Here is a 21,329-nt window from a genome sequence, read left to right on the forward strand (position 1 = left end):
TAACTATTACCTACAAACTACTCTTTTTTTCAAAAAAAGTCAAGAATGGTCTAAACCATTCTTGACTTTAACATGACTCTATTTAAAAACTAATGACTTCGCCGCTCGTTTCTAAAACATGCAAATTATCCGCTAACTCAACAAAGAAAGTTGCTTCATCAATTCGATTCAAATCCTCGAGCGCTATGCCTTTAACATATAATAAATCTTCTAATAAATACATGTTCATCATTTTTCGACACCAAGAAATGCCAACATCGGCAATTTCAATTGCTTCTTGTGGCGCTCCCATTTCTAGCTGATAGGTCGATTGGAAATAAAATAGTTGCGAAAAAATAGGCTTCATACTAAAAGAGTGATGCTGGATATACAACTCAAAGCTCTTTTCGATTAGACTTTGCGCTTCTTCGTGCTCCCCTATACGATGACGAATAAAACCTAATAAAGTCATAATTATAACTTCCATATCACTTGGATATGATGAATCAGGTTGATAAGTAAAATCTAGCGCTCTAGCGAAATATTTGTTAGCCCCCTCGATATTACGTTCGTAAACTAATTCATAGGCGCCACGATAGTACATCAATAATTGATTTTCTAAAATACTTAAATCAGGCATTTCAATTAAGACACGCGTAGTCGCTTCATTTAAACAATCATACTGTTTAGTAATCAAATAATGATCCAAGATACTAAACCAATTAGCTTTAGATAAAGCATTACGATGAGTAGACGACGCCTTCACTTCACACATTGCCATCAGCTCGTCAATAGTAACTGATAAACGATCACAAATTTTTCTTAATAAAGACAATGAAGGAATCGTATTGTCTACTTCTAATTTTTCTAATATCTCAAGACTACAGATATCTTTTGACAACATCTCTTTAGAAAAAGACTTCTCTTCACGTATTTCCTTCAACATAAGACCTAGATTGTTCATCTTATCACCTCTTTTTTCATTTACTCCATACCACATTTTAATTTAATCCCATTATACAGAAGAAAAGGGTTACATACTATACGTTATTCGAAATTTTAATATTTTTTTCACAAATAATCACAATTTATTCACATTTATACGGTATTTTAAACATTCGTTTTTTTATTAAACTTTTGATTCAGTGACGTGGGATACAAAGAAGAAAATAGTTAAAGCACTAAAAAAAACAATCTTGTATTAGTTGATAGTTAAATTACGCATCATATTTAGCCATAATAAAAACCCCTTACGTTAGATTTTGGGCTAACATAAAGGGTTCACTATATTTTTAGTCTTTTTTTAAATTATTTTTGGCGATAGTTTTGTAAGAAGTCTGCCATATTATCCGCCATTAATTTTAATTCTTCCACACGTGGTAGGTAGACAATTCGGAAGTGATCCGGTTGTTGCCAGTTAAATCCACCACCATGTACAAGCAGCGTACGTTTAGCATGTAAGAAATCTAATACAAACTGCTCATCGTTCTTAATATTAAATTTTTTCGTATCGATTTTCGGGAACATGTAAAAGGCTGCTTTGGGTTTAACAGCACTTAAGCCTGGAATGTCATTAATCGCTTTATGAATAAATTCACGTTGTTCGTAAATACGACCACCTGGTAATAACAATTCATCCACACTTTGATAACCACCTAAAGCTGTTTGGACGATTTGCTGAGATAATACATTTGAACATAAACGCATTGACGCTAACATGTTTAACCCTTCAATATAGCCTTTAACACGTGATTTATCACCACTTAACACCATCCATCCAACACGGAATCCGGCAACACGATGTGATTTTGATAACCCATTGAAGCTTACTACGAACACATCTGGTGCAATACTCGCAACAGGAATGTGTTCTAAACCATCCATGACTAAACGATCATAAATCTCATCGGCAAATAAAATTAATTGATGCTCACGAGCAATCGCCACGATTTCTTCTAATAACTCACGCGGATATAATGCACCTGTTGGATTATTAGGATTAATAATGACAATCCCTTTCGTTCTTGGGGTAATTTTGCTCTTAATGTCTTCAATATCAGGGTACCACTCTGCTTCTTCATCACAAATATAATGAACAGGCGTCCCACTTGCTAGTGAAACAGAGGCTGTCCATAGCGGATAATCCGGCATGGGCACTAAAATTTCATCGCCTTTATCAAGCAATCCTTGCATGCTCATCGTAATCAATTCGCTGACGCCATTACCTGTATAAATATCATTAATGGTCACATTATGGAATCCTTTTAACTGGCAGTCTTGTTCAATCGCTTTACGCGCTGAAAAGATCCCTTTAGAATCAGAATAGCCTTCTGAATTTCGCGCATTTAAAATCAAATCACGAATAATTTCATCTGGTGCATGAAAATCAAATGCGGCAGGGTTCCCCGTATTTAATCTTAATATTTTAATGCCATTTTCGATCATACGATCCGCTTCTTCTAGAACCGGTCCACGAACGTCATAACTTACACCTTCTAATTTTAACGACTTGTCAAATTTTTTCATGCTAGTCTGCCTCTTCTCATTATTGATTACCAAACTTTTTTTATTCTATCCTCTTCTGCTCTGAATGACAAATAATTCAGTTAGTTTTTTTGCCAAACAATTAAGCCCTCTGCACATTTGTTCTCTGACACGCTTAATTGGTGGACACTGATGAATTGATTATCGACTTGTGTCGTTTGTTGCTCAAACTGACTCGTTACTTGCTCACCACAATGGGTTTCTTTAACAAAGCGAATCGTTGCTTGACGTGGCTGATAACTTGTTAACGTGTCATAATCTAAACTATCCACCATCCAACCTAAATAACGGGAATTATTCACGTGTTGATTAGTATCGATATCAGAAAAATGAACATCGAACAACGACGTTTGCGCTTGTTCGGTTAAAACTGGAAAAGTTTCTCCACGTTTGATTGTTTTAATTTTTTCACTGTGATAAGGTTCAATCAATTCACTTGGCACACTGACCATTTTACGCGTGGTCATATCCATTAAGACAAAGGTCGTCATCATATTAATTAGCTCGTTGCCTTCTTCATCATGCAACCAGAAATAACGATAACAAAAATACTTATTGTGTTCCTTCGCTTCAGTTGTGACGGTAATTCGTTCATTGGTTCTAGGTAAACGCGTAATATTAATAGCATGTTCAGTAATAACCCAAGTTAATCCTAAGTTTTTAACATACGCTCCGTCTCTTTCTAATAGCACACTTTGCGCTTCAGACGTATCGATGACGATATTTAGTAGCATCGGTAAAGTTAAACGGCTACTCGCATCGCATTCGTAGTATTTCACTACATGTTCTTGACTATATTTCATCCTAGTTTCAACTCCTTATCTTAAAATTATACAACTAAATTCTCATTAAGTGTTAGTAAAACTATAGTTTTTAACATTCCTATCTTTTTGTGATAAAATAGTTAGGAAAGAAAGGTGGCAACTCATGACTCCCAATAAAGAAGATTACCTAAAACTAATGTACGAATTAGGCGCTTATCGTAATAAAATACCTAATAAATCAATCGTTGCTGGATTAAATGTGTCACCAGCTTCTGTTAGTGAGATGATTTCTAAATTAGAAAAAGATCAACTCGTTATTCATACACCTTATCAAGGCGTACAATTAACAGAAAAAGGCATGACTTATGCTAGTTCTTTAATTAGAAAGCATCGCTTATGGGAAGTTTTTCTAGTAGAACATTTGAATTACTCATGGGAGGAAGTCCACGTCGAAGCTGAAATTTTGGAACACGCAACATCTGATATTTTAAGTAATCGCTTAGAAGCATTTTTGAACCATCCAGAATTTTGCCCACACGGTGGTATTATTCCATCATTAGACACCTTTGTTGAAGAACCTAACCAACTAACGCTCAGCACTATGAAGGAACATGAGCAAGTTGTCATTAAACGTGTTTTAGATGAAAGCGACTTATTAGAATATTTGGCAGAAATTGGCTTACAAATCAATGATACGGTTACAATCAAAAAAATTGGTGCCTATGAAGGCCCCATAACTTTGACGAATCAACACGGTCAAACTATTATGATTAGTTATAAAGCTGCTTCTAATGTTTTTATTGAACTAACCTAGAACACAACACCATATAACGAACAATAACTATAAAGGTAGGTAACCACACCCATGAACGAAGAACAAACTGCCCTATTTACTATTTTCGGAGCGACTGGCGACTTAGCTCAACGTAAACTATATCCTTCCCTATTTCGTTTATTTCGAAAAGGATTTATAAAGGAACATTTTGCTGTAATTGGAACGGCACGACGTGAATGGTCAGACGACTATTATCGTGAAATCGTGACAACTTCTATTAACAGCTTAAAACCAACCGAAGAAGAAGCGAAAGCTTTCGCTTCACATTTCTATTATCAATCTCACGATGTAACAGATACAACCCACTATACAAATTTAAAAAATTTAGCAGATAAATTAGATGCTGAATACAACTTAGAAGGCAACCGTTTATTCTATTTAGCAATGGCACCTAACTTTTTTGGTACCATAGTTAACCATCTAAGCTCCGAAAAAATTATGACTGAAAATGGCTTTAACCGTTTAGTCATCGAAAAACCTTTTGGAACTAGCTATGAGACAGCCGCTGAATTAAATGAGCAAATTCGTGCAGTCTTCTCAGAAGATCAAATATTCCGTATCGATCATTACTTAGGTAAAGAGATGATTCAAAACATTTCAGCTGTTCGTTTTGGTAATAATATTTTTGAATCACTTTGGAACAATCGCTATATCGACAACATTCAAGTCACACTAGCTGAAGACTTGGGAGTTGAAGAACGTGGCGGTTATTACGATAAAAGTGGTGCTTTAAAAGACATGATTCAAAATCATATCTTACAAGTAGTTGCATTGCTTGCAATGGAAGCACCAAATAACTTTACCGAAAAAGAAATTCGTGAAGAAAAAATTAAAGCCTTAAACGCAGTGAAAATTTACAACGAACAAGAAGCATTAGACAATTTTGTTCGTGGACAATATGTCGCAAATCGTTTCAAAAATGAAGACATCATCTCATATGTAGATGAGCCTAACGTTAATCCTGAATCTCGTACTGAAACGTTCGTAGCAGGTAAGTTAGAAATCAATAACTTCCGTTGGAAAGGTGTGCCGTTCTATATTCGTACAGGTAAACAATTATCAACAAAAGCTGCTCGAATTAATATAGTATTTAAAGCAACACCAACCAATATTTTCTCACAAGAAGACATCTGTGAGAAATTACCACAAAATATTTTAACGATTTATATTCAACCAACAGAAGGGTTCTCGCTATCACTAAACGGTAAAGAACCTGGACCTGGCTTTGAAATCGATCCAGTTAAATTAGATTTCCGCACACCAACAGATGTTGTGGCAAATAGCCCTGAAGCTTACGAAAAATTAATCTTAGATGCCCTACAAGGTGACGCGACGAACTTTACTCACTGGGATGAAGTGTCACAATCATGGCGTATAGTCGATGTTATCAGACAAGCTTGGGATAACGACTCACAACCAATTCCAACCTATCCAGCCGGTACGATGGGCCCAGCCGAAGCCTTTGACTTACTAGCCAAAGACCAACACGAATGGGTCTACAAACCAGACGAATGGTACAGAGAACACGGGTTACTGTAGGTGCTTGAGAAGGCGATCAGCTCCGATAAAAATCTCAAATACGATGAAAATTGTGCAACAATTTTTGAGAGTATTTAAGATTTTTCTGAGGAGTTACCTTCGAAAGCCCGTTTTTTCAAGTGTTTGAGGACATGTTTTACTTTTGAGCAATATGCGCAGGACGACGAAAATATTATCCTCTAAACATCTCCAACAATACCTATACGAAAAGGTTCGCCGGCACTTTGCCAGCGAACCTTTTTTTATTCTACTTCACGATAAAACTGTTTAAGTTTGCGAATATCGCCAAAATTCAAATAACGTAAACAAACCTCTTCATCTGCTAAACTCGCTTTAACCCATAGACTCACATGCCCTAATTGCTTCTGATAAAGCCATTTCCCTGTCTTTTCAGCGAAGGCCTGAACTTTTTCTTTTTCCACAAAGGTCATAGTTTTGGTTCCAAACTTGAAGGATTGAAGACACAGTCGAGAAGTTGATTGAATCGCATAGCCTTGAAAGTGAGACTGTAGCCACGCACTTAACAAACTTAGTAAAACTATACCTATCCCTACCAAACTTGCCATACGGAATGAAAAATAACTAACAACCGCTGTTACAATGACAGCCGCCAACAACTTCCATCGTAAAAAATACCAAAGACTATCACGACTCGTAAACTTAAGATCAGGCTGTTCAAATTGCCATTCTGGTAACAACTGATTTAACGTCGTAAATACCTGATATTCTCTAACAATCGGTAATAAATAAAGCGTTTGATCACTAGTATCCATATCGTCGGCTGACTGACCGCCTGCCAAAGATAATTCCACACTGACAATCCCAAATAATTTCCGCATCAATGGTTGCTTAATTTTGATTCCTTGAATTTTGGTTAACGGAATTTTTTGTGTTTTGCGCTCAAATAGGCCACTCTCAATTGTCAGAGTTCTCTCCTCACGTTCAACCTTAAACTGATAATACTTCATTAAACTTTTCATCACACTAAAAGCTGCCATGATGACCACTACTATTAAACAAATACTAATCGTCAATAACCAACCCGCTTGCAGCAGTTCAAGAGATTCCTTGCTAATTTTGTCAAACCATTTTTTAGGCAAATATTCTTGAAGAAAAAAGAATAACGTAAACATCGCCGTCATCATCCCTAAATCAGTCAACGCAAACATTAATATATCTTGATTAGTTATCGTATATTGAGCAGATACTGTCTTACTCTCTTTCGTTTGCTCGTCTGTATCAGCACTTCTTAAGTCAAACAAGTCTATGTTGTCGCTAGTAGGAACCACCTCAGGCTCCTTTTCTACCTGATTTATTTGTTGGTTAGAGCGACGATAGTGTTCAATCAGCTGCACCGTCTCTTCCTTAATCACTGGTAGAGAGGCTTCCGGTTCATCATTATCACCACCTGCCGTCTCAATTAATAATTGTACAAGATGGAAAGGTTTCAAAAAGAACCATTGACGCTGCTTAAGCGTTTGAATTCGGTTATAAGGAATAATGGTTTCTCGTTTATTAACAAGCCCTTTGTAAATCACGATATGTTCGTTTGTAATTTGATAGTAACTTGACCAATAACCAATCACGGTTATCATCAAAATCAAAAACACAACAGAGCCGGCACCTAACCAAAAATAAGCCGAAGATTTCAAATTGATGTAGCCTAATACAAACACAAAGAACCAACTTTTAAGATGTCGAATGAATTCGACTAAGACAGAAAACGGATGAAAATGTGCTTTATTAGACATCTTGCTCCGCCACCTTTATCATCGTGATTATTTGTTGACGCAGTTCTTGTGCTTGTTCGACAGTTAAACCTTCAACACTGTGACTAGTCGCAGCAGTATGAATGGTAACCGCCATCAAGTTGGCCTGTCTCAAAAATGGGCCTTGTTTCGTCTCAATATGCTGTATCCGATTGATAGGAACGTAAGTTGTTGCTCTAAAGATATAACCATTTTGAAATGCTAGATCCTCAGGCGTCACTTCATAGCGATGAAAACGATAGCGATAAGGTATAAGTACTAAATCAAACAATTTTATGCCGACAACTAAACAGAAATAAATAATAATAGCCATTAACCAAATACCTGATAGCTGCTTGAACCACCAAGCAACGCCTATGCCTATTCCCCCAATTGCTAAAAAAACAAACGACGTAACGAGTGAACTTTTTAGCCAAACTTTTTTTATATTCTCAGGCATTTTATTTTTTAACAACGGATACTCCATTGTTCCACCCCCAAAATCTAATTAGTTAGCTCCCATTATAAAACAAAACGCCCAAAAAACAAACAACTATCTTATAAAAAAGAAGTCCGACTAACAATAATAGTTAGCTCAGACTCCTTCTGTTTAATAATTAGCTTATTTGACCAAACGATAAATTGCATCAGCGTAGATCGCTGTCGCACGGAATAAATCGTTTAACGCCATAAATTCATTAGCTTGGTGCATTGTGTCAATGCTGTCTGGGAACATTGCACCATAAGCGACACCACGTTCTAATAAACGACCAAATGTACCACCACCGATAACTTGTCCATGACCTTTAAGACCAGTATGTTCTTCGTATACTGATAATAAAGTTTTCACTAATTCATCATCTTCTGGTACGTAGTGAGGGCCTTTACCACCTTCAAGTACTTCAACAGCAAAATCAGTTGCTGCTAAGCTATCAGCAATTTGTTGACCAATTGTGGCTTCGTCAGTTCCTTTAGGGTAGCGCATGTTTAAAATTACTGAGTTATCAGCACTTGTTACGTCGAATTTGAAGACCCCAACGTTAAGTGATAATTCACCCATGATATCATCAGCGATTGCCACGCCTATTTTCTCACCTTTAGTATCATCGTGTAAGAAAGTTGCAATAGTGTTGATGTATGTTTTAGCATTGCCTTCAAAAGCATATTGGTTTAAAAAGTTTGCTAAGTGTGTGCCACCGTTAATACCTAAATGTGGGCTAGCACCATGAGCTGATTTACCTTTAATAAAGACTGTGACTGTTGAACCATCAATAGTCACCTCACCTGAGATGCCTTGTTCTGTTACATATTTTTCTAAGTCAGCGGTAATGGATGCTAATACATCTGCATCAGTTACTTCTAAAACTGCTGTTCCTGATTCTGGTACCATGTTGGCACGTAAACCAGCTTTGAAGCTGATTAATTTCACAGCTCCTTCGTTTTCTCCTGCAAGATTTAACGAAACTGTCACGTTTCCTTTTTCACCGTTAATAATTGGGAATTCCGCATCTGGAGCAAAACCGAAATCTGGTGTTTCTTCAACTTCTAAGTAACGGTCAACACATTTCCAGCTACTTTCTTCGTCTGTTCCGATAATTAAACGGATACGTTTAGAAGTTGGTAATTCTAATTCTTTAATCATTTTGATTGCATAGTAAGCAGCCATTGAAGGACCTTTGTCATCGCTTGAACCACGTGCATAAATACGTCCGTCTTTAATCACAGGTTCAAATGGGTCTGTGTCCCAACCAGTTCCAACAGGTACTACGTCAACGTGACTGAAAATACCTAATGTTTCATCACCGGCACCAAATTCAATATGTCCTGCAATGTTTTCAACATTTTTCGTTACAAAACCGTCGCGTTCACCTAATGCTAAAAAGTGTAATAAGGCTTCTTTAGGTCCTGGTCCTACAGGTGCATCAGCCGTTGCTTTGTCATCTTCACGCACACTTGGTACACGTAATAAACCAAATAAATCCTCTAACAAGGCTTCTTTACGAGCCTCAACTTCTTTTGTCCAATCAATTGTTGTCATATTATCGTCTCCTTTAATAGTTAACTATTCTTCTATTATAACCCTGGATCGTAAAAATTTCCTAAAATTCTTACTTTTTCGGAAATACTCACAAAAGCTTTTGGATCCGTCTCTTTCATCACGTCTTCTAACGTATGCATTTCAAATGCGGTTATAACTGTAAAAAGCATTGTTTGCTGTTGTCCGTCATACGCACCTTTAGCGCCATCAATAATCGTTACACCACGACGCATTTCTTTACGCAACGCATCAATAATTTCTTGCGGATGTTTGGTAATTATCATCACTTGCATTTTCTGTTGCTTCGTATAAGTTGCGTCCATTACTTTCCCACTAATAAAGAAACTTAAGACACTGTAAAAACCATAACGCCAACCAAATAATGCCCCTGCGATTAAGGCAATCATGACATTAAAAACAATCGCTACTGATCCAACTGATTTGCCAGTCTTCCTGCGAATTGCTAAAGCGATAATATCTAGACCACCAGTTGAAACACCATTTTTCAACCCTAGTCCAACACCAAATCCATTAATTGCGCCCCCAAACACAGAACATAACAGTGGGTCCGTCGTTAACGGCGTGGCCGGTACAAAATTTAATGCAATCGCAGTAAAAGATACTACCATTACAGTAAATATAGTAAATTTCTTACTCAGCATACACCATGAAATTATAAATAAAGGAACATTCAAGCCATAGTAAATGACAGAAAAAGGTAGATTAATACCAAACAGTTTCTCTAATAATGTATCAATAATTTGCCCAATTCCGGTCACGCCACTTGCATAAATTCCTCCAGGATGCCAAAAAACATTTAAGGCAATGGAAGACATTAAAGCGACGACTACTGCGATACTAACTTTTTTTAAATATTCATGATTGGATTGCGTAAGAAACGATTCTTTCCTCATTTCTGCACACCTCTTTAATCATTCTGTCCAACTACTTATTTTTACCTATCCAACTCGCTTGCTTGATTAATTGTTCCTACAAAACAGCCCTCGTTCAAATGGAATCATTAAACGAGGTAACTGTTACATTAATTAGATATAAGACTAAGCTTCGTCTTGTGTTTTAACGACACTTAGTGTTAATTCAGCTAGTTGAGCGTCTGATACAATACTCGGCGCACTGTTCAACGGATCAATTGCACGGTTATTTTTAGGGAAGGCAATTACTTCACGAATATTGTCTTCACCTGCAAGTAACATTGCTAAACGGTCTAAACCTAAAGCAATACCACCGTGTGGAGGGAATCCTAACTCTAAAGCTTCTAATAAGAAACCAAATTGGTTATTAGCTTCTTCTTTCGTAAAGCCAACAACTTCTAGAACTTTCTCTTGTAAGTCACGTGTGTAAATACGGCTTGAACCGCCACCTAATTCGTAACCATTTAAAACTACATCATATGCTTCAGCGTAAACTTTTTCTGGTGCTGTTTCTAATAATGGAATATCTTCCGCTTTTGGACGTGTAAATGGATGGTGAGCTGCCACATAGCGACCTGCTTCTTCATCATACTCAAGTAATGGCCAGTCAACAATCCATAAGAAGTTGTAGGCATTTGTATCAATTAGGTCTAATTCTTTTGCCATACGAGAACGTAATGCACCTAATGAAGCTGCCACAACGCTAGCTTCATCTGCCACAAATAAAATTAAGTCGCCGACTTTAGCGTCAACATGCGCGATAATTTCAGCTTGTTTTTCAGTTAAGAATTTCGCGATTGGGCCGTTTAGACCTTCTTCCGTTACTTTAACCCAAGCTAAACCTTTAGCGCCAAATTGTGATAAATCTTTACCTAAAGCATCTAAGTCTTTACGAGAATATTTTTCAGCTGCTTGAGGTGCCACGATTGCTTTGACTTGGCCACCATTTTCTAACGCTGATTGGAACACTCTGAATTCAACATCAGCCACTACTGGTGCCATATCGATTAATTCTAAACCAAAACGTGTGTCAGGTTTATCTGAACCAAAACGGGCCATAGCTTCTTGATAGCTCATACGTGGGAATGGTGTGTTGATTTCAACGTTCAAGACTTCTTTCATCACGTTTGCTAACATGTTTTCTGTTAATGTTTGGATATCTTCAGGCTCTAAGAAGCTTGTTTCGATATCGACCTGGGTAAATTCTGGTTGGCGGTCACCACGTAAATCTTCGTCACGGAAACAACGGGCGATTTGATAGTAACGATCAACGCCAGCTCCCATTAATAACTGCTTACGTAATTGTGGTGATTGTGGTAATGCGTAGAAATGACCACTGTTCACACGTGATGGCACTAAGTAGTCACGCGCGCCTTCTGGTGTTGATTTGTCTAAATAAGGTGTTTCTACTTCTAAGAAATCTTCACTATTTAAAAAGTTACGAATAGCCTTACTTGCTTGATGTCTAATTTTTAAGTTGTTTAACATTTTCGGACGACGTAAATCAATATAACGATATTGTAAACGTGTTTCAGTGTTTACGTTTCCTTCGTCATCAATCGTAAATGGTGGAGTTTTGGCTTCATTTAAAATGACCACTTCACTCGCTAAAACTTCGATTTCACCGGTCTTCATATTTGGGTTAACTGCGCCTTCACGTGCTACGACTTCACCCGTTACTTCAATAACATACTCAGAACGACATTTGTCCGCCACTTCCCAAGCTGCTTTAGCATTTTCTGGATTAATAACAACTTGGACGATTCCTTCGCGGTCACGTAAGTCGATAAAAATTAATCCACCTAAGTCACGACGTTTTTGTACCCAACCTTTTAATGTGACGGTTTGGCCAATTACTTCTTTAGAGACTAAGCCTCCATACATTGTACGTTTACTCATAATTTCCACCTTTTCTAAATTAACAAATAACTAATTTGCCATCATTTCTTGATATACTTTTGCAAAGTCGTTGTAAACATCAGCCAGTGGGATTGTTTTTTCAATACCTTCTGCCATGTTTTTCACTTGCACGACTTGTTGTTCTAATTCGTTACCACCTAGAGTCATCACTAGTTTAGCATTTAAGCGGTTCGCTGTTTTGAACTGTGCTTTGGCACCACGTGAAAGGAAATCACGTTCAGCTGAGAAGTTAGCTTGACGAATCGTTTGCACAAGTTTCAATGTTTCAACATTTGTTTCTTCACCTAAACCAACGATGTAGACGTCAAGTGGTTGGGCGATTGGCATCTCGCCACCTTCCGCATTAATCGCTAATAATGTTCTTTCGATTCCTAAACCAAAGCCAAAGCCTGGTGTTTCTGGTCCACCTAGTTCTTCAACTAAACCACTGTAGCGACCACCACCACCGACTGCAATTGGCGCATCAAAAACTTTTGATTCACTCATGATTTCAAAAATTGTATCGTTGTAGTAGTCCAATCCACGAACCATACGGTGATCAATTTCATATTTCACGTTCATCACATCTAACATTTCTTTAACTGTGTCAAAGTGTTTTTGTGAATTTTCTGTTAAATGATCTAAAATAGACGGCGCATTTTTCACAATTTCGATGTCTTTTTTGTCTTTACTATCTAAAATACGTAAAGGATTTTTTTCAAAACGATTTTTTGAATCTTGACTTAATTCTTCATAAAAAGGTGTTAAATAATCGATTAGCCCTTGACGGTAGTTCGCACGACTTTCTTTATCCCCTAATGAGTTAATCACTAATTTTAATTCTTTCAAGCCGATTTCACGATAGAAATCTAAAGCCATCATCATCACTTCAACGTCTGTCGCTGGATTTTTACTACCGAACACTTCCACACCGATTTGGTGGAATTGACGTAGCCTACCAGTTTTTGGACGCTCATAACGGAACATTGGTCCAATATAGTAAGTTTTATATGGCTTTTGGAATTCTGGACCGTATAGTTTATTTTCAACAAAGGCACGTACTACTGGCGCTGTCCCTTCAGGACGTAACGTCACATGGCGCTCCCCTTTGTCATAAAAATCATACATTTCTTTTGATACGATATCAGTCGTATCTCCTACACTACGAGAAATTACTTCATAGTGTTCGAACATTGGCGTTCTAATTTCGTGAAATTGATAGTTTTTAAAAATTTCGCGTGCTTTGCCTTCAACGAACTGCCATTTTTCAACTTCGCCAGGTAAAATATCCGAAGTCCCTCTAGGTCTTTGATAACTGCTCATTTCTTATCCTCCTTAATCTACAAAAAAAGCCCTTGTTTAAAAAAACAAGGACGAATGAATTCACACGTGGTACCACCTACATTTGAAAGAGACCGAGTCTACTTTCTTCTCAAACGATGTAACGCGTCGTACGCGAGATGGCTTAATCAACATCTATCTCCAGAGTGTCCTTCCCTCTTTTTCAATGAAACAACTCTCAGCAACTGTTGTTCTCTCTTAACATCTTCAAAGTGGTACTCTCTCTATCTTCGATTTTAAATTGTTTACAAGTTCAAAGGTACTAGAAAAGTGCTCTTTTGTCAAGAATCACGGGTAATATCGAGTAATATAAATTCATTAGACAGTCATTCTTATTAATTTCTGGCTCACTTTATCGTGTTACGTTCACCCATTCCCCATAGGACCAAGAACTCAGCAATTTTACTTTAGGCCTAATAATTGTTATCTTATGGCCATTATCTAAAAACGTTTCTAATTCTCTATTCAAGTTCGTCTTGAATTATGTAGAATTCAACATGAAAGCTATCTACTGCTAAACTATATCTCAGGTTGAAAACAACCCTATATTTTCGGCCTACTTCCATTTATAATGACTACTTTATTTTTCTCATCTTATTTAAGCTTAACTTTATTAAAATTTCACAAATCATGGTTATTCCTACAATTAAATATATTGCTTTACTATTTTTTTTGTTATAATAATGTGGAGTTTAAACTCTACGGAGGAAATTATGTTAAAAAAATTAATAAAGAAACCCGCAATTAAATTGCTAATAATTCATTTATCCGTTATCGCCCTTGTAATATTAGCATTTGTCACCTATAAACCAAAAGATTTAGTTACAATTGAATCCTTAGCACTTAACGTTCGTCTTGGTCCTGGTTTGGACTACGATATCACGTCTCAAGTAAAAAAAGGCGATGAAGTTGAAATCATCGATAAAAAAGACAAATGGTATCAAGTCGTCTTACCCAATAATACAAAAGGTTGGATTGCAAGTTGGTTAATTGCTGAAAACAGTGCTAGCACCGCCATAACAAGTATCAAAGCAACCGTTAATACCGATGAAACTAACCTTCGAGCAAAAGCCGATATAGATAGTGACGTTGTAACAAAAGTAAAGAAAGACACTACCGTCTTAATCACTAACGAAGCAAATGGTTGGTCACAAGTCGAAGTGGATGGTAAAAGCGGTTGGATTTTCAGTGACTTATTAACGATTACTGACACCAGCAAACCTGACAGTAGTAAAGACTCACAGACATCTTCAATAAAAACCGTCTATGGACGTCAAGATGAAGTCAAAATTCGCCAAGAAGCTTCGATTGATGGAGCAGTCCTTGAAATCGTTAACTTTGGTAAACCAATCGAAGTTGTCGCTGAACAAAATGATTGGTATCAAGTTAAAACAAGCGACGGGCAAACCGGTTATGTCGCTAATTGGGTTGTATCAACCGCTAAACAATTAAGCAACAGTAACGTCAGTTCAATTGCAGAAGCAACTATTATGCTAGACCCTGGTCATGGTGGCTCAGATGTCGGCTCAATCAGTCCTGATGAAACCATCTACGAAAAAACAATTACCCTAGCAACCGCTAATTATGTCAAAAAAGAACTTGAAGCACTAGGGGCTAACGTCATGATGACACATAATGATGATTCCTTCGTACCACTAGCTGAAATTGCAGCTAAAAGCAATCGGGCAAAAGCAGATGCGTTTATTAGTTTCCATTACGATTCAACTGAAGGTGCCAATACTGCTTCTGGAACAAAAACATATTATTACGATGAGAAAAATAAGATTTTAGCCAACATAGTCAATGAATCATTGACTAACCACTTACCACTTCCTAACCGTGGCATTGACTTTGGAGACTATCAAGTCTTACGTGATAATGATCGACCAGCATTGCTATTAGAACTAGGCTTCATGAACAACTCAACTGACCTAGCTGAATTTAGCACGAAGTCCTATCAGAAAAAAGTGGCGACAGCCGTTGCTGAAGCCTTAACAACCTATTTTGAATAGAAAAAACAAGCCCCGTTATCATAAATGATAGCTGGGCTTGTCTTTTTGTCTGATACTTTAATTAATACTTTGAATACACCAATTATTCCCTGGGATAAATGCTCACTCAAGCACCTTTATGTTCTGTATCAAAGATAATGGTTACCGGGCCGTCATTGATTAGAGACACTTTCATGTCAGCACCAAACTGCCCTTCTTTAACGATTAAACCTTCTTTTCGTAGACCTTCATTAAAGTATTGATACATTTGATTCGCAGCTTCTGGACTTTCGGCTTCAATGAAACTTGGGCGATTGCCTTTTTTGGTATTAGCTAACAGCGTAAACTGGGAAATCGACAAAATTTGACCGTCAATGTCTTTAATCCCTAAATTCATTTTGCCCTCTGTATCTTCAAAGACGCGTAAGTTGGCGATTTTTCTAATTAAATAATCCGCATCGGCTTGCGTGTCGCCTTGTTTAACGCCTAGTAAAATCATATAACCTTGCTTAATATCTGAAATTAGTTGCCCTTCAATTGTCACACTAGCTTCAGAAACTCTTTGTACAACAGCCTTCATCTATAAAACTCCTATCCTTTTGTTCGACGAACGCTATAAACATCAGGAACTGATTTAATTTTATCGACTAAGCGTTCTAAATGACTTAAATTTTTAATACTAACACGTAATTGAATGGTTGCAGTGTTATTTTTTCCTTGGCGAGCTTCTACGCCCATCAAGTTCTTAGTAGCACTATTGACAATATTCAAGACATCATTCAACAAACCATTGCGGTTATAGCAATATATTTCAATGTTTGCCACATATTCTTTTGTTGAATTTACGGCTAATGTGTCTTCCCACTCAACTTCAATCAAACGTTGTTGCGCCTCTTCACTATTGCTAACATTTGGACAGTCTTTACGGTGAATCGAGACACCACGACCTTTAGTAATATACCCCACAATGTCATCACCAGGTACCGGATTACAACAGCCACTAATACGCACAAGTAAATTTTCAACGCCTTGAATCACAATACCACCTTCATGACGGACTTTCATCACGTCTGCTTCTTTTTTCGGTGGTTGTTTTAGCATCTCTTCCATTTTTTCTTGTTTCTTCGTCTCTTCGCGTTTGCGACGCTCATCTTCGGTGAAACGATTGGCCATCGTTAGCGGTGTCACTTCTCCATTACCGATTACTGCGTACATTTCATCTTCTGAATTGAAATGATATTTTTCTAACACTTCTTGAATATTAGCTTTAGATAACACTTCTTTAACGTTAAAATCTAGGGAATGAAGTTGCTTTTCAAGCATTTCTTTTCCTTTAGCGATGTTAAAATCACGGTCTTGTTCTTTGAAGAAGCGACGAATTTTATTTTTCGCACGAGAAGTGGTAACTAAATTAATCCAGTCACGACTTGGACCAAACGAATTGGCTGACGTCAAGACTTCGATAATGTCACCGTTTTTTAGTTTGTAATCAAGTGGGACCATTTTGCCATTCACTTTTGCACCCGTCGTTTTATTCCCTACCTCGGTATGAACGTTGTAGGCAAAATCCAATGGCCCAGAGCCTTGTGGCAATTCGGTTACGTCGCCTTTAGGTGTGAATACATAAACTTTATCCTTGAAAATATCGCCCTTAACACCTTCCATAAAGTCAGAAGCATTTGTACTTTCATCTTGAAGCTCAATTAATTCTCTAAACCAACTTAATTGTTTTGCTTCACTGTTTTCTTCCACTTTATCAGTTTTGCCTTCTTTATAAGCCCAGTGAGCTGCTACCCCGAATTCAGCAATTTCATGCATCTCATGAGTACGAATTTGAATTTCAACCGGATTACCTTTTGGTCCAATCACGGTCGTATGAAGCGATTGATACATGTTCGCTTTTGGCATCGCAATATAATCTTTAAAGCGACCTGGCATAGGCTTCCATTTTGTGTGAATCGCCCCCAACACAGCGTAACAATCTTTAATCGTATCGACTAAGACACGAATCGCTAGTAAGTCATAAATCTCTTCAAATTCTTTCTTTTGGTCACGCATTTTACAATAAATAGAATAAATATGTTTTGGTCGGCCGTATATTTGACCGTAAATCCCTAGTTCTTCAGTTGCTTCACGAATTTGATTAACGGTTCCGTCAATATAAGCTTCGCGTTCATCACGTTTTGAGTTCATTAATGACACGATGCGGTAATATTGTTGTGGATTAATATAACGTAGAGCTGTATCTTCTAATTCCCATTTAATACGACTAATCCCCAAACGATGAGCCAATGGTGCATAAATTTCAATCGTTTCTTTTGCAATACGACGCTGTTTATCCTCACGTAAGTGCTTCAACGTGCGCATGTTGTGCAATCGGTCAGCCAATTTCACCATGATGACACGCAAGTCTTTAGACATCGCCATCAACATCTTACGGTGGTTTTCAGCCAATTGCTCTTCGTGAGATTTATATTTAATTTTCCCTAATTTTGTCACCCCATCGACTAACATCGACACGGTTTCACCAAATTCTTCGGTTAACTGTTCTAAGGTTACATCAGTATCTTCAACAACGTCATGTAAGAAACCGGTTGCCACAGTATACGGATCCATTCTTAATTCGGCTAAAATACCGGCTACTTGTATCGGATGGATAATATATTTTTCGCCGGATTTTCTGACTTGCCCTTCATGTGCTGTTTCCGCAAAGTCACTCGCTTTTTTGACAAAGGCGACATGTTCTGGATTCATATATTTAGACACAAGTTTAATAATTTCATCAGCGGTCAAATTTCTTTCTTTTGGCATCAGCTTCACTCCCCTTTACGACTGTTTAAAAAAAACACACCTGACGTGTGTTTCATCGTGATAGTTTGTTAATATTATAACGATTAATGCGTATTTTTTCAATGAAAGCCCACTAATTCAAGGACATTTTCGCTAAGATTGTGAAAAAAATAAAAAACTGATGGGCGAATCCACTTTATTGTCCGCCATCAGTTTTATTTCGTCATTATATACTTAATAAAGCCACTTGTTCTTCATTACGACTCGTAATCGCCATGTAGTGCTTATATAGCGCACCAAAAGAATTCGTATAGAACGTTTGCCACGGTTTGTTACTACCACAAAAATGCAAAATCGAAGTATGTTGAATTACCCAACCTAATGTATCCTCACCTTTGCTACGTAGCAAATAATTAGAATAGTTACGCACATCATAATTCCATAATTCATCAGGAATGGCTAACGTTTCTTTACCATACAATGCATTGAAGACATCTTGATCTGGTAACACTAACGCTTTACTATTATCTGACACATAATTAAAAATATCCTCGGCTTTGATTAACTCACGCGCTTTTACTAAATCCATCAAAATAATGCCAGAATTATAATAGTCATGCTTCGTTCCTAAACGCAAACGATTAAAATTGTTTGCTATCTCGGTCATTCCCGTGTGTGCCGCTGCTGCGAAAGTTGCTTCTCTTAAGTCTAATTCCCACAATTTTCTCAATGAATTAATAATTAGAATATCCGGATCTAAATACAAGATTTTTTCCACATGCTTGGGTAAAAGATTCGGCGCTAATAATCGATAATACATCTCTTGGGGATAACGCTTCGTAATCGGTGCGTCTTTAAATAAAGTACTATCAACTTTAATATCAATTAAAGTTATCCCTAAAAATTCACAATAAGCGGTTAACTCTTTCAATGTTGCGGTCGAAATTGAGCGATGTACTAAATAAATGGTCATCTCTTTGACTTCCGGATTATTATTCACAAGCGAACTGACCATCACTTTAAATGGCAAACGATAGTTTTCATCGAACGTCACTAATATTTCCATTTTTCAATCCACCCTTCAGTATTATCACAACCCTTTTATGAACTAAAGCGTATCACAAAAAAAGCCGATAAATCAAGTCATTAACCATTGATTATCAGCTTTCATTAATATTCTTTAATTACCCTTGTAATTCTAAATGATAACTCAAGGCACTTAATGCGTAAAATGGTGCCGTTTCGGTTCTTAAAATACGTGGCCCTAGCGCACACACTTTGGCGCCTCGTGTTTCAAATTGTTCAATCTCTTTAGGCGTTATGCCGCCTTCAGGACCGAAAATAAAGGCAATTTTCTCACCAGGTTGAATAGCATTTAAAGTTTGAACCAGTTGCGCATGTTCACCTTCTTTAGCTGCTTCTTCAAATGCCACTAAGACATGATCGTATTGAGCTAACATGTTGTACATTTCATTGATATCCGCCAATAGCAAGACATCCGGTGATACACTGCGATGAGATTGCTCAGCTGCTTCACGGGCAATTTTTTCTAAACGCTCTTGCTTTTGACTACGCTTTTTGTCATTCCATTTCACTATCGAGGTTTTGCTAGGAAAGCCCACAATATGATGGGCGCCTAATTCCGTTGTTTTTTGCGTAATTAGCTCTAACTTATCCCCTTTTGGAAAACCACAGAATAACGTCACATCAACTGGCAGTTCGGTTGACTTTTCAATTCGTTCTACTACCTTCATCGTCAAATAGTTATCAAACAACTCCGTAATCTCAGCTTTAACTACAAGTTGCTCATCAAACACTAAATACGCTTGTTCCTCAGGTTTCATTCGCATCACGCGCGACATGTGGTGGAAAATTTCACCCGTAACCTCAATCGCTTGGTCGTCAACTTCCTCAATCGACTTCAACATAAAGTAACGCTGCATGCTTATTCCTCGTCTTTCACAGGTTTTTCAAAGACTAACGCTAACCAATCTTGTTGTTGGAATTTTTGTTGCAAGCTAAAGCCAACTTCTGTCATTTTTTCCATAATGCTTGGTTCTTTTTCCGTAATAATGCCTGACACGATAAATTTACCGCCTTCAGGTAACAAGTTCCACGCGTCTTCAATCATTAATAAAATAATGTGTGGCAAGATGTTAGCAACAATTACATCTGCTTGAATATCAATCCCTTTTAATAAATCATTCGGTGCAATTTTAACATCTTTTGCGACCGGATTTAAGTCGATATTTTGTTGCGCCGAGGCTACTGCCACTTCATCTAAGTCGTAAGCATAAACATCGCCTGCGCCAAAATGTTTCGCCGCAATACTTAAAATACCTGAACCTGTCCCAACATCAAGCAAGGTTTCTCCCCCACGTAAGTAACTTTCTAAAGCATGTAACGTTAAAAATGTGGTTGGATGCGTGCCTGTTCCAAACGCCATGCCTGGATCCATATAAATAATACGTTCATCGGCATGTTTTGGCTCATAACTTTCCCACTCCGGTACAATCGTTAAGAAACGACTGACTTGCACTGGATGGTAATATTTTTTCCAAGCAGTCTCCCAGTTTTTCTCTGCCACTTCGTTCGTTGATACTTCTCCTGATCCGATATTTAAGCCATATTCAGGTAATTTTGCGATTTGCTCTTTAATCACCGGCAACACTTCCGGTAAGAAAATCGTTTCGGGGAAATACGCAATCACATGTGCCCCTTCGCGAACATGTTCGATTTCTTCTTTATTGATATACTCACCAAATTTATCTTCCGAGTAGTTGATTAAGTCTTGCGCATCTTCGATTGAGACGCCACTTGCGCCTGCTTCCATTAAGATATTCGAAATCGCCTCAACTGCTTCTGTTTCCGTGATAACTTTTACTTCTGTCCAATTCATGATGGTTCCTCTTTTCTTTCACATTTCAAC

Annotated in this window: 17 protein-coding genes and 1 other annotated feature; of the genes, 3 read left to right on the forward strand and 14 right to left on the reverse strand. The window is 37.5% G+C overall.

Annotation, left to right across the window (positions count from 1 at the left end):
• Positions 1–82: 82 nt before the first annotated feature.
• The 3 genes from FA707_RS08220 to FA707_RS08230 all read right to left on the reverse strand — a co-directional run bounded on the left by FA707_RS08220 (position 83) and on the right by FA707_RS08230 (position 3,326).
• Positions 83–943: a helix-turn-helix domain-containing protein gene (locus FA707_RS08220; protein ID WP_168177383.1), complete on the reverse strand. Its 861-nt coding sequence runs from the start codon at positions 941–943 to the stop codon at positions 83–85.
• A gap of 344 nt (positions 944–1,287) precedes the next feature.
• Complete coding sequence (locus FA707_RS08225; RefSeq protein ID WP_136953774.1) at positions 1,288–2,505, reverse strand: pyridoxal phosphate-dependent aminotransferase; 1,218 nt, start codon at positions 2,503–2,505, stop codon at positions 1,288–1,290.
• An 80-nt stretch (positions 2,506–2,585) separates the two neighbouring features.
• On the reverse strand, positions 2,586–3,326 hold the full coding sequence (locus FA707_RS08230) for an acyl-[acyl-carrier-protein] thioesterase (protein WP_136953775.1): 741 nt from the start codon (positions 3,324–3,326) through the stop codon (positions 2,586–2,588).
• Between the two features lie 124 nt (positions 3,327–3,450).
• Here FA707_RS08230 and FA707_RS08235 point away from each other — a divergent pair, with 124 nt between their 5' ends.
• Both FA707_RS08235 and zwf read left to right on the forward strand, forming a co-directional pair.
• Positions 3,451–4,101: a metal-dependent transcriptional regulator gene (locus tag FA707_RS08235; protein ID WP_136953776.1), complete on the forward strand. Its 651-nt coding sequence runs from the start codon at positions 3,451–3,453 to the stop codon at positions 4,099–4,101.
• A gap of 51 nt (positions 4,102–4,152) precedes the next feature.
• The gene (zwf, locus tag FA707_RS08240) at positions 4,153–5,661 is read left to right on the forward strand and encodes a glucose-6-phosphate dehydrogenase (protein ID WP_136953777.1); all 1,509 of its coding nucleotides are present in this window, start codon (positions 4,153–4,155) and stop codon (positions 5,659–5,661) included.
• Positions 5,662–5,903: 242 nt separating this feature from the next.
• Here the strand turns inward: zwf and FA707_RS08245 are convergent, their stop codons facing one another.
• From FA707_RS08245 to hisS, 6 genes are all read right to left on the reverse strand, one after another.
• Complete coding sequence (locus tag FA707_RS08245; protein WP_136953778.1) at positions 5,904–7,412, reverse strand: PH domain-containing protein; 1,509 nt, start codon at positions 7,410–7,412, stop codon at positions 5,904–5,906.
• Positions 7,405–7,896, reverse strand: coding sequence for a PH domain-containing protein (locus tag FA707_RS08250; RefSeq protein ID WP_136953779.1), 492 nt, complete (start codon positions 7,894–7,896; stop codon positions 7,405–7,407). The genes FA707_RS08245 and FA707_RS08250 overlap by 8 nt, the downstream gene beginning before the upstream one ends.
• Before the next feature lie 135 nt (positions 7,897–8,031).
• Positions 8,032–9,447, reverse strand: a complete 1,416-nt coding sequence (pepV, locus tag FA707_RS08255; RefSeq protein WP_136953780.1) for a dipeptidase PepV — start codon at positions 9,445–9,447, stop codon at positions 8,032–8,034.
• Between the two features lie 35 nt (positions 9,448–9,482).
• On the reverse strand, positions 9,483–10,361 hold the full coding sequence (locus FA707_RS08260) for a YitT family protein (protein ID WP_136953781.1): 879 nt from the start codon (positions 10,359–10,361) through the stop codon (positions 9,483–9,485).
• Between the two features lie 144 nt (positions 10,362–10,505).
• The gene (aspS, locus tag FA707_RS08265) at positions 10,506–12,278 is read right to left on the reverse strand and encodes an aspartate--tRNA ligase (protein ID WP_136953782.1); all 1,773 of its coding nucleotides are present in this window, start codon (positions 12,276–12,278) and stop codon (positions 10,506–10,508) included.
• A 30-nt stretch (positions 12,279–12,308) separates the two neighbouring features.
• Complete coding sequence (gene hisS / locus FA707_RS08270) at positions 12,309–13,601, reverse strand: histidine--tRNA ligase (protein WP_136953783.1); 1,293 nt, start codon at positions 13,599–13,601, stop codon at positions 12,309–12,311.
• 43 nt (positions 13,602–13,644) lie between these two features.
• Positions 13,645–13,859: a binding site (T-box leader), on the reverse strand.
• 473 nt (positions 13,860–14,332) lie between these two features.
• Here hisS and FA707_RS08275 point away from each other — a divergent pair.
• The gene (locus tag FA707_RS08275; protein WP_168177384.1) at positions 14,333–15,631 is read left to right on the forward strand and encodes an N-acetylmuramoyl-L-alanine amidase family protein; all 1,299 of its coding nucleotides are present in this window, start codon (positions 14,333–14,335) and stop codon (positions 15,629–15,631) included.
• 106 nt (positions 15,632–15,737) lie between these two features.
• Here the strand turns inward: FA707_RS08275 and dtd are convergent, their stop codons facing one another.
• The 5 genes from dtd to prmA form a co-directional block, all read right to left on the reverse strand.
• Positions 15,738–16,190: a D-aminoacyl-tRNA deacylase gene (gene dtd / locus FA707_RS08280; protein WP_136953785.1), complete on the reverse strand. Its 453-nt coding sequence runs from the start codon at positions 16,188–16,190 to the stop codon at positions 15,738–15,740.
• 11 nt (positions 16,191–16,201) lie between these two features.
• A complete protein-coding gene (locus tag FA707_RS08285) occupies positions 16,202–18,421 on the reverse strand; it encodes a RelA/SpoT family protein (RefSeq protein WP_136953786.1) in 2,220 nt (739 codons plus the stop codon).
• 205 nt (positions 18,422–18,626) lie between these two features.
• Entirely contained in the window at positions 18,627–19,466 is an 840-nt protein-coding gene (locus tag FA707_RS08290) for a glycosyltransferase family 8 protein (RefSeq protein WP_136953787.1), read from the reverse strand.
• A 118-nt stretch (positions 19,467–19,584) separates the two neighbouring features.
• Positions 19,585–20,343 (reverse strand): 16S rRNA (uracil(1498)-N(3))-methyltransferase, encoded by a 759-nt coding sequence (locus FA707_RS08295; RefSeq protein ID WP_136953788.1) that lies wholly within the window; start codon positions 20,341–20,343, stop codon positions 19,585–19,587.
• A 2-nt stretch (positions 20,344–20,345) separates the two neighbouring features.
• Positions 20,346–21,299: a 50S ribosomal protein L11 methyltransferase gene (gene prmA / locus FA707_RS08300; RefSeq protein ID WP_136953789.1), complete on the reverse strand. Its 954-nt coding sequence runs from the start codon at positions 21,297–21,299 to the stop codon at positions 20,346–20,348.
• Positions 21,300–21,329 lie beyond the last annotated feature (30 nt).

It is taken from the genome of Vagococcus zengguangii, from assembly GCF_005145005.1.
In the GTDB taxonomy this organism is placed as follows: domain Bacteria; phylum Bacillota; class Bacilli; order Lactobacillales; family Vagococcaceae; genus Vagococcus_A; species Vagococcus_A zengguangii.